The sequence below is a fragment of the Companilactobacillus nodensis DSM 19682 = JCM 14932 = NBRC 107160 genome (assembly GCF_000615905.1).
Classification (GTDB): domain Bacteria; phylum Bacillota; class Bacilli; order Lactobacillales; family Lactobacillaceae; genus Companilactobacillus; species Companilactobacillus nodensis.
Map to the genome: position 1 here is coordinate 44,439 of NZ_BAMN01000014.1, position 7,571 is coordinate 52,009.

At 37.2% G+C, this 7,571-nt stretch carries 6 protein-coding genes; 1 reads left to right on the forward strand and 5 read right to left on the reverse strand.

Annotated elements, in window-relative coordinates:
* Window positions 1-21 precede the first annotated feature (21 nt).
* Window positions 22-1,827, forward strand: coding sequence for a DUF2207 domain-containing protein (locus tag JCM14932_RS10065; RefSeq protein ID WP_025024743.1), 1,806 nt, complete (start codon window positions 22-24; stop codon window positions 1,825-1,827).
* Here JCM14932_RS10065 and JCM14932_RS10070 read toward each other — a convergent pair.
* The 5 genes from JCM14932_RS10070 to JCM14932_RS10085 all read right to left on the reverse strand — a co-directional run bounded on the left by JCM14932_RS10070 (window position 1,807) and on the right by JCM14932_RS10085 (window position 7,503).
* Window positions 1,807-2,340: a dihydrofolate reductase family protein gene (locus JCM14932_RS10070; RefSeq protein ID WP_025024744.1), complete on the reverse strand. Its 534-nt coding sequence runs from the start codon at window positions 2,338-2,340 to the stop codon at window positions 1,807-1,809. The two genes, JCM14932_RS10065 and JCM14932_RS10070, sit on opposite strands and share 21 nt — an antisense overlap.
* 76 nt (window positions 2,341-2,416) lie before the next feature.
* Complete coding sequence (locus tag JCM14932_RS10075) at window positions 2,417-3,583, reverse strand: MFS transporter (RefSeq protein ID WP_025024745.1); 1,167 nt, start codon at window positions 3,581-3,583, stop codon at window positions 2,417-2,419.
* A 76-nt stretch (window positions 3,584-3,659) separates the two neighbouring features.
* The gene (locus tag JCM14932_RS10080; protein ID WP_025024746.1) at window positions 3,660-5,087 is read right to left on the reverse strand and encodes a carboxylesterase family protein; all 1,428 of its coding nucleotides are present in this window, start codon (window positions 5,085-5,087) and stop codon (window positions 3,660-3,662) included.
* Window positions 5,088-5,226: 139 nt separating this feature from the next.
* Window positions 5,227-5,400 (reverse strand): LPXTG cell wall anchor domain-containing protein, encoded by a 174-nt coding sequence (locus JCM14932_RS17680; RefSeq protein WP_081776151.1) that lies wholly within the window; start codon window positions 5,398-5,400, stop codon window positions 5,227-5,229.
* Window positions 5,401-5,451: 51 nt separating this feature from the next.
* Window positions 5,452-7,503, reverse strand: coding sequence for a SpaA isopeptide-forming pilin-related protein (locus JCM14932_RS10085; RefSeq protein WP_025024747.1), 2,052 nt, complete (start codon window positions 7,501-7,503; stop codon window positions 5,452-5,454).
* Between the last annotated feature and the right edge of the window lie 68 nt (window positions 7,504-7,571).

The following is a 7,571-nucleotide window of genomic DNA, read 5'->3' on the forward strand; positions in this document are numbered from 1 at the left end:
TTTTTTTAATAAGGGGTTTGTATGAAAAAAATTATTGTAAGTATTTGGCTGACTCTAATAACTGTCTTATCTATTGGTTTATTTCAAACAAATGTTAAAGCTGATGGCGACTATGAGATTACGAATTACACAGTCAATATTGATGTTGATCAGCAAGGCGATGCTTTAATGACGCAAAATGTTACTTATAATTTTGCTGGAAGTTTCCATGGCGTTTATTACAATCAAGCTCTCAAAGGGATTAGGGGAGTTGGAGACCCAGAAATTATGGTTCATGATGGAGATAGCATAACTGATATTAAGCAATCAACATCTGAAGCCAATGATACTTTCTCAGTTGATAAGACAGCGGATAATATGAAATTAAAGGTTTATCATGCTGTATCTAATAAAAAAATTACTTTTGTTTATAAGTACAAGTTATATGGCGTTATTACTAATTATCGTGACATCGCTGAATTGAATTGGAAAATCATTGGTGGTGGCTGGGATCATGATTTGAATAATGTCAAAATCACTATTAATTTACCGACTAATAATATTAAGTCTTTGCGTGCCTGGGCACATGGCACCTTGAATGGCTTTAATAAAGTCAATAAAGACAATGGCCAGGTTATTTTGACGGCTGATAGGGTCGATGCGGGTGATTCAGTCGAGAGTCATATTATTTTTCCGACTAGTGTGACATCGTTAAATCAAAATACAGTTAATAAAAATGCGAAGGATAGAATTCTAGCGCAAGAAAAAAAGCTAGCCCAGGAGGCTAACTATAAGAGGCAAATGCCAAGTCGATTGACCAAGTTGTTTATCGGAATGATTGTTTTCCTAGTTATAATAATTTTTGCTTTGAATTATTATAAACTAGTCAAGTATCCAATAAACAAACATCCCATGCCAACACCATTACACCATTGGTTTGATGCGCCAGATGTGGCTCCAAGCATGGCAAATATTATTCTGCAAAAAGCTAATGATGGCGATAGTAAAGGATTTACTGGGGATGTTTTGGTTGAAGTTAACAGGCGTAATTTGAGGATCGATAAAGAGGACAAGACCTTTAGAATCACTGCGCTTAAAACTCCACAGGATGAATTGATTAAGTTTATGATCCAAACTATCGGTGATGGTACTAGTGTCACAATTAAAGAGATTAATAAATTTGCTAAAAAAGACAAGAAGGGCAAATTATACAACGAATTTGGAGACTGGAAGAAACGAGCTGCGCGGCACAGCAATCAATATATTGATACGAATAACAAGAATACTATTTCTCGATTATTAGGTTCGGCGATATTTGTGTCAGTATTAATGGTAATTACAATTATGTTGTCTTCATTGTTCGTCAAAAGCTGGTTAGTGCCAATGTCCATAATATCCATTATAACAATTTTAATAGCATGGGTAGGGTATTTACTTATAAGAAGGCAAATAAGTTATTATACGGAGAATGGTGAGCAGATAGCCAATGAATTACAGGCTTTCAGACGAATGTTTGAAGATGTCGATGATTTGAATCTTGCTGAAGTTGGCGATTTGATTTTGTGGGAACAAATACTTCCATATGCAGTCGCCTTCGGTATTTCTAAAAAAGTTGTTAAAGCTCTCAAACTCAAGTTTGGTACAGAAGCCTTCGAAGCCAACCCTGGTATGATGTATTACTATTGGGGCATCGGCAGTATGAGTAATGGTATGAATCTTGATCGAGCCTTTTCGGGAGCATTCTCATCTAGTCACTCGGCTAACTCCAGTGTATCTGGTGGTTCAGGTGGCTTTTCAGGAGGAAGCTCCGGTGGATTCGGTGGCGGATCAGGCGGTGGGGCTTTTTAGTTGGTATTTGATGTCAATTAATTCACCGTACTGTTTAGCAAAGATTGTTTGAAATCTTGAGGCATGATTCATATGTTGAAATAGTTTGACGCCTGACCCTAATAAGTCGGGCGTTATTTGTATCTGTATGGTGTCGATTAAATTATGTTCGATAAGGGATGAAACAATTTGACCGCCACCAACGATCCAAATGTTTTTGCCGGACTTTTCCTTTAATTCTTTAACTAATTCATCAACTGGTTTATCTGTTTGTTTAACATATTTAGAATCAATTTTTCGATGAGAAAGTACAAATACTTCAGTATTGGGATAAGGGAATTCGTCTGACATTCTCATTAGGTCGTCGTAGGTCTTTCTGCCCATGATCACAGTATCGACTTGTTCAAAGAACGGTTGATAACTTTCTTTCATGATTTTTTCGTCATTGTATTTGAAGAGCCAATCTAAAGAATAATTATCATCAGCCAAATAACCATCTAAACTAACTGCTCCGTAAAAGATTACATTTCTCATATTGGTATCCACCTTTGATGTTTTGATTATCTTAGTCTATTGAGAATTGTCATATAACGCAAGTGATAATGTGGTCTTAATTGGATTGTACCGCGGCGTTGAGTTTACGACGATTAAATAAGTAGAGAATTGCTGTTAAAGGCACGACGAGCAACATCACTGGGTAAAAGAATTTGAGTGGAAAAACAGTTGGTAGGATTCCGCCGATGATGGGTCCAAGCGACATACCAATATCGCTTCCTAAATAATAAGTTGCGTTGGCAAGTCCCTGTTCTTCTAAGGGAGCTAATAAGAGGGCGGTTGATTGGGAAACAGAAACCATGACTCCAAAACCGACTGCCATTAATCCAGCTGCTAAAATCATTTCAAAGTTGTTTTGCATTATCGTTAATAGGATGATATAACCAATCGTTGCAATTATGCAGATAGAAAACCAAATGCCAAATGAAATGGTGTCAAAATAATTTTTTAGTAGAATCCGAATAGCAATCAAAGCAAGTGAGTAACATAAAAAGAATAGACTTACGGTAATATTCAAATGACGTTCTTGAGCATACATGACAATATCAGCTTGAGTAACGAAGTAGGGAATAGATAATAGTGAAAAAATTAATGCAACTGGTAATGCATCCCATTGAATAATCTTAAAGTGTTGGCCTTCTAACTTAATAGAAGGTTTTGCACGGTTGTTGATTAATTGTATTACAACTATCATAGCCACAGCACTTAAGGCCGCAAGCATTATAACGAATTTATATCCTAGAATTTGATAGACACTGATTGCTAGGGCCGGAGCAATCGCCATTGCAAGAGCATTTAATAATCCGTAATACCCCATTGCTGCTCCAAGATGTTGTCGTGGAACTAAGAATGCCATCCAGGTTGCCAGACAAACAGTACATAGGACGAAACCTACACCATTGATGATTCTAAAAGTTAATAACCAAGGTACGCTGGAAGCAAAAAGATATCCAAAATCACTAATTGCACACAAACTACCTCCAATTAGTGCCAAGCGATATTTAGAAATTCGATCGGTTAAGTTTCCGGCAAAAGGTCTTAATAACATTGAAGTAATACTCATAACTCCCACAATGATACCGGCAAAAGCACTACTGATTCCTAGATTGTGGGCATATCCATTCATTAGTGGGTTAACTGCCTGAATACTAAATTGATAAAAGAAAGTTGCGAACATGACGCAAATAATGTCTTTTGAAAAAAATGAAAATTTCTTTGTCAAAATTTATTTTTCTCTTTTGAAATCTATTTTGGACAAATAAAAAAGGATGTTTATAACACCCTTTTATAAATATTAATTATGGACGAGGAATACCCTTAAATAGTTCTAGTACAGTTTTGGCGTGTTCAACACCTTTATAAGGTCGTTGACCAATATCTTTGATGATTAATTGATTTTTTTTCACTGGTGACCATAATTTTTCATGATGATCAGTAGCAAAGTTAAGTAATGTTTGACTGATAAAGTTATCACGGTCTAATTGTTCTTGACTGGCGTCAGGTGCAGATTGGCCGACAATACCGTACATATCAGTACCATGATAAGCAGGTGAACCTTCGGCTGGACCAACACTTAGTTGATATACGCGTCCACCAGCTTGAGCATGATCATGTGCCTCTCGGATAGCTGGTAAGGTGAAATTATAATCTGTAAAGAAACGAGTCCTGACATTTAGAGGGGTATCTTTACCAGCTCCACAATGTAGGGCAATTGCCTCAGCCTGTTTGCGTGGAATATGGCAGTCATAAACCATTTCATCAATTACGGCTTCGATTGTTTTTGGATCAACATTATCTGGGATATTAGCTGCATACCAACTTGCCTCTTCAGTTGTTGAAGTTATTATTAAGTCAATATCTTTATGTTTTCCACTTTTAATAACATCAGCAGGATTAGCTTTTAAAACGCCGTTTGGTAAGAACTCATCGTCAACAATTCCAATGGAAATTGTGTCTAGATTTCCACGTTTCAAAACGTCAGTTGGCAAAACTTGATTGACTGCTTTAATTAGTGATTTTGGATCAACTGTTAATAACTGTTCTGGTGAAGTTAGCTCTAGTGTTTTTAAAACTTTATCTGCTAATTCTTCAGCCCACCAGGCTGGGATATAACGTGCGGCATATCCAGAAAATGCTGCTAATTTGTTATATAATCCATCAGCTTCAGGTACAGCTAAGAGTGTTAACAGTGAAAATGAACCAGCACTATGACCTGTAAGAGTGATTTGGTTGGGGTCACCACCAAATGATCCAATATATTGGTTGATCCATTTTAATGCTAGAACGATATCTTGTAAGCCTAGGTTACTGGCGTCTTTAAATTTTCCACCGTATTGTGATAGCTCAAGCCAACCAAGCGCTCCAAGTCGGTAATTAATTGAAACACCAATAACCTTACCGCTAGCGACTAAGCCAGATAGGTCTGACGTATCTTGAGAATTAGCGCCGTAAGTCCAACCGCCACCATGGATATAAACAACAACTGGTAGTTTTTCTTGGACATTATCTGGAGCCCAGATATTCAGATTTAAACAGTCTTCACTTTCACCTTTGTCAGAATTTAAAAAAGCAGGATCAGTTAATTGTAATGATGCTGGTCCACTTTGACTATATTCATGATTAGGTTCAAATGGAACAATTTGAGCTTTTTGAAATCGGCTAGCAGTACCGTAGGGGATACCGAGCCATTCTTGCACGTTATTAAATTTTTTATTAGGATGTGACATTTCAAATTCCTTCTTCCACATTTTTTATCACTTTGTTTCAACACTTAGTCATTCTAAACTGTATCGTAACGTTATAGTCAAGGGTAAAATTAACTAAAAAAATAGAGGTTGAACTTTTTAAAAGTTCAATCTCTTATTTTTATGCTTTACGGCGTCTGAAGTAAAGAATACTTGTTAATGCTAACAATCCAACAATAGTAGCCAAGATACCTGATTGAGTACCTGTTTGTGGTAGGTAAGTTTGTGATTCATCAGTATTGCCTTCATATGGAGGTTTTGGACTTGATGGATCAGTAGAACCACCGTTAGTGATTCCCCCGCCATTGTTATTACCATTATTATCATCAGTCGAGTGGGTTAGTGATCAAGCCACCATCACCGCCGCTTCATTACCATTATTGTTTCCTTCATTTCCACCATTACCGTCAGTATCGGGATTTTCATCGCCGTCACCGCCGTCTTTGTCGCCATTACCGTCGGTGTCAGGATTTTCACCATCACCACCACCGCCAGTTGTTATCTTAGGATCAGAAGTAATTAAATGACCAAGATCGATATCGGAATCTGTGATTTCAAATTCAATTTTGTCATCGTTGATGTCATAACCATTTGGAGGTAATGTTTCTTGGAAGTAATACTTTCCGGGAACTAAATCACTAACAGTTATATGACCATTTTTATCAGTCATATAACTTCCGATTAGTTGACCGTCGGCATCATATAATCCGTAGACAGCACCAGGGACACCAATATAGTTATCATTTTCCATTTCATCGGTATCGAATTTTACAAGGGATGCTGAGAAGTTACCATCAACTAATTCTTCGTCATCTTTTTCATTTTCAAAAGTGATCAAGTTAGGATTAGGGTCATCAGGTGTAATATCAAACTCAAATGTTTTATCGTTTAGCGAATAACCATCTGGAGCTTTGATTTCTTTCACACTATAGTGGCCGTATGGTAGGTCAGATACATGTACAATACCATTTTCGTCAGTTGTGACTGTCTTAATGACTCTACGATTATTGGCATCAGTACCTTTAATAACGAATGTTGCATTTGGTAATTTTTCGCCAGTATGTAAATCTATTTTTTGAATGATGATTGATCCTAATGGTTCACCAACTGGGTCATCTTCACCTTCAAGTAAAATAGGTGTACTGGTATCTCCAGAAATTCTGAAAGGAATTTCTGTATCATTCAATTGGTAACCATCTGGAGGAGTCGTTTCTTTGAAGTAATAATCTCCAGGTTTTAAATTAGAAACATTGATTTGACCATTTGTACCAGTTGTCAAACCAGTTTGAATTGGTATGTCATTACCAACTTGGTATAAGTCATAAACAGCACCAGCTAAGGTATTTTCACTGTCATCACTTATCTTTGTCAATCTAACAGCACCATAAACGTTACCAGAGCCAGAACCAGAGTTACCACCACTTACATCAGAGGTAACACTACCGCTGGCAGATTCACGAGGAGTCTCACCATCAGAACCAGGTACACCCCAAGTTATTTGTGCTTGGTTTTTAAAAACATATTCACCGTTAGTTGCTAGATCAGCGGGTACACGTGTTTTCATTGTGATGGCATACATTTGGTTTTCTGAATTAGGAACATTGAGATGGAATCCCTTATCATTCTCAGTTAATCCGTATTGTCCACTAGGAACAACCTCATCCTTTTCGTACTTGTTGTTTCCAATCCAATGAGCCTTGTTAACAACAACAGAACCCTTGATGTATTCCAAGTTTGGATCTCTTTGGGTTACATCTTCATAAACGTTCATGTTGTTGAGATCGAGTTCACGTCTATTGGCAAGAATTGTCCAAGTAATGATGTGGTCACCATTTTCATCAGTACCTAATGTACCTTTTTTACTGATATTGTTTTCTGATTCAATAACAGTCATGTTGCTAGTTTGATTACCATTCATCGTTGGGAACTCAACTTGGTTATCACCAACAATTGCGGAATCACTAACACCAATTCCGTTGCCGATAGTGATACTACCTTTAACATCATCGAACTTTTCAATGTTTTCATTGAAGGTAACTGTTACAGTATTATCTTTATTCACAACAGCTTGGCCAATAACGTTTCCAGCTTCGTCATGAAAATCGAATGGAACACCGGCATTACTTTTAGCTCTCAATTCGTCAGGTAATTCCATAGTTATGGTATCGCCCGCTGCAAGCTTGATTCCGGTACCAGTGGTATCCCAGTTATATTGGACGCCGACCGTGCTCGAATAGGAATAAGTCTTGTCCTGACTGATTATTTGCGCACTGGAAATCAAATCCTCACTAGTGTAAGCTGCCGCAGAAACTTCAGTAGAATTAAAACATAACGCTGCTACAAAAATTCCTAAGGCGGCAATTACAATAGTAAATATATTGCGTAATTTCTTCCCCATATTTTTTCCCCTTTCATAGAATAGTACAATCCAATTATAAATTCATATGATTAGTAAACACAAGGTGA